This is a genomic window from Rhodobacter calidifons (assembly GCF_011174775.1).
Classification (GTDB): Bacteria; Pseudomonadota; Alphaproteobacteria; order Rhodobacterales; family Rhodobacteraceae; genus Tabrizicola; species Tabrizicola calidifons.
This window is the reverse complement of the sequence record NZ_JAANHS010000050.1, coordinates 1-970: the sequence shown is the minus strand read 5'-3', so window position 1 is coordinate 970 and position 970 is coordinate 1. Positions and strand designations below refer to the sequence as shown.

Annotated in this window: 1 protein-coding gene; it reads right to left on the bottom strand. The window is 59.7% G+C overall.

Features of this window, described 5'->3' with window-relative positions; translation table 11 throughout:
- Positions 1-262 precede the first annotated feature (262 nt).
- A complete protein-coding gene (locus tag G8O29_RS18155; RefSeq protein WP_166404596.1) occupies positions 263-712 on the bottom strand; it encodes a hypothetical protein in 450 nt (149 codons plus the stop codon).
- Positions 713-970 lie beyond the last annotated feature (258 nt).

Here is a 970-nt window from a genome sequence, read left to right as displayed (position 1 = left end):
TTCTTCGCCAGGTCGAGCCCGACAGTGGTAACATCCAGCATGACCGTCCTCCTTTGTGGATCCTCGCAGACCCACCTCGGCACATCGATGCCGTCGGGGGGCGGTCACATCATCCGAGCCGATCCAGTCCAGTGTCGGCATGATCGCGTCCTGTGCTTGTCCTTGTCCGTGCTGGCCGTTCTGCCGGAGTGAAGGGAACGAGGCAACGGTTGTCGTGCGTGGATCGGCTGCTTCCCGTTCGGGACGGCCAATCCGTCGCGGATCAGGCGGCGTTCGGCTGCACCATGCCGCAAGCCCCGTCATACACGATTTCCACGACTCGGAAGCTGTCCATGTTGCCGCGGCAGTTGATTCGCTCGGTCACCAGTTGAACCTGGCATCGCGCCTGCACGGCGAATGCTGGCCCGGTCATGGCCGCGCCGATCGAGCGGAACCCGGCGGCAATACCCGGATCGGTGATATTCTGGAAGGATGGGGTGGAGGGGCTGTAGATGGCTGTCGGCCCGATGCCCGCGAACTGGAACACCATTCCGGCATCTGTCTGAAGGCTGGAAACCGGGGTCAAACCCGAATAGGTGGCAAAGGCCGCCGGAGTGTCTCCTATGTAAGTTCTCAGGATGTTGTCGGTTGAGGGCCCAAGCGTCTGATCCGATACGCATGCCGCAGCAAGAAGACCAAACGAAAAGGGCGCAATTGTCCGGGCAAGTGGCATTCCGCAATCTCCACCGTCTGTTACAGCCGTCGGTAGAGTTTCAAAAAAATGGAAAGGACAGCAATCCCCCTCTGTCCTATTCAGGCCTATGAGGTATTATAATACCTCAAATGTCGGGCTTCTCCGGCATCCTCTGAGGTTCTGGCGAATGCCCCGCATCCCCGGCTTCAAGTCCGAGACGCGATGCTGTCCCATGGAGTGGTGTAGCTGGCGCTGATCGTCACCGTGATATTCGGCGCGGGCCTGCTTGATCAGGAT

Excerpts from the sequence above, each read along its gene's own strand:
- G8O29_RS18155 (WP_166404596.1), bottom strand. The coding sequence starts at position 712 with ATGCCACTTGCCCGGACAATTGCGCCCTTTTCGTTTGGTCTTCTTGCT.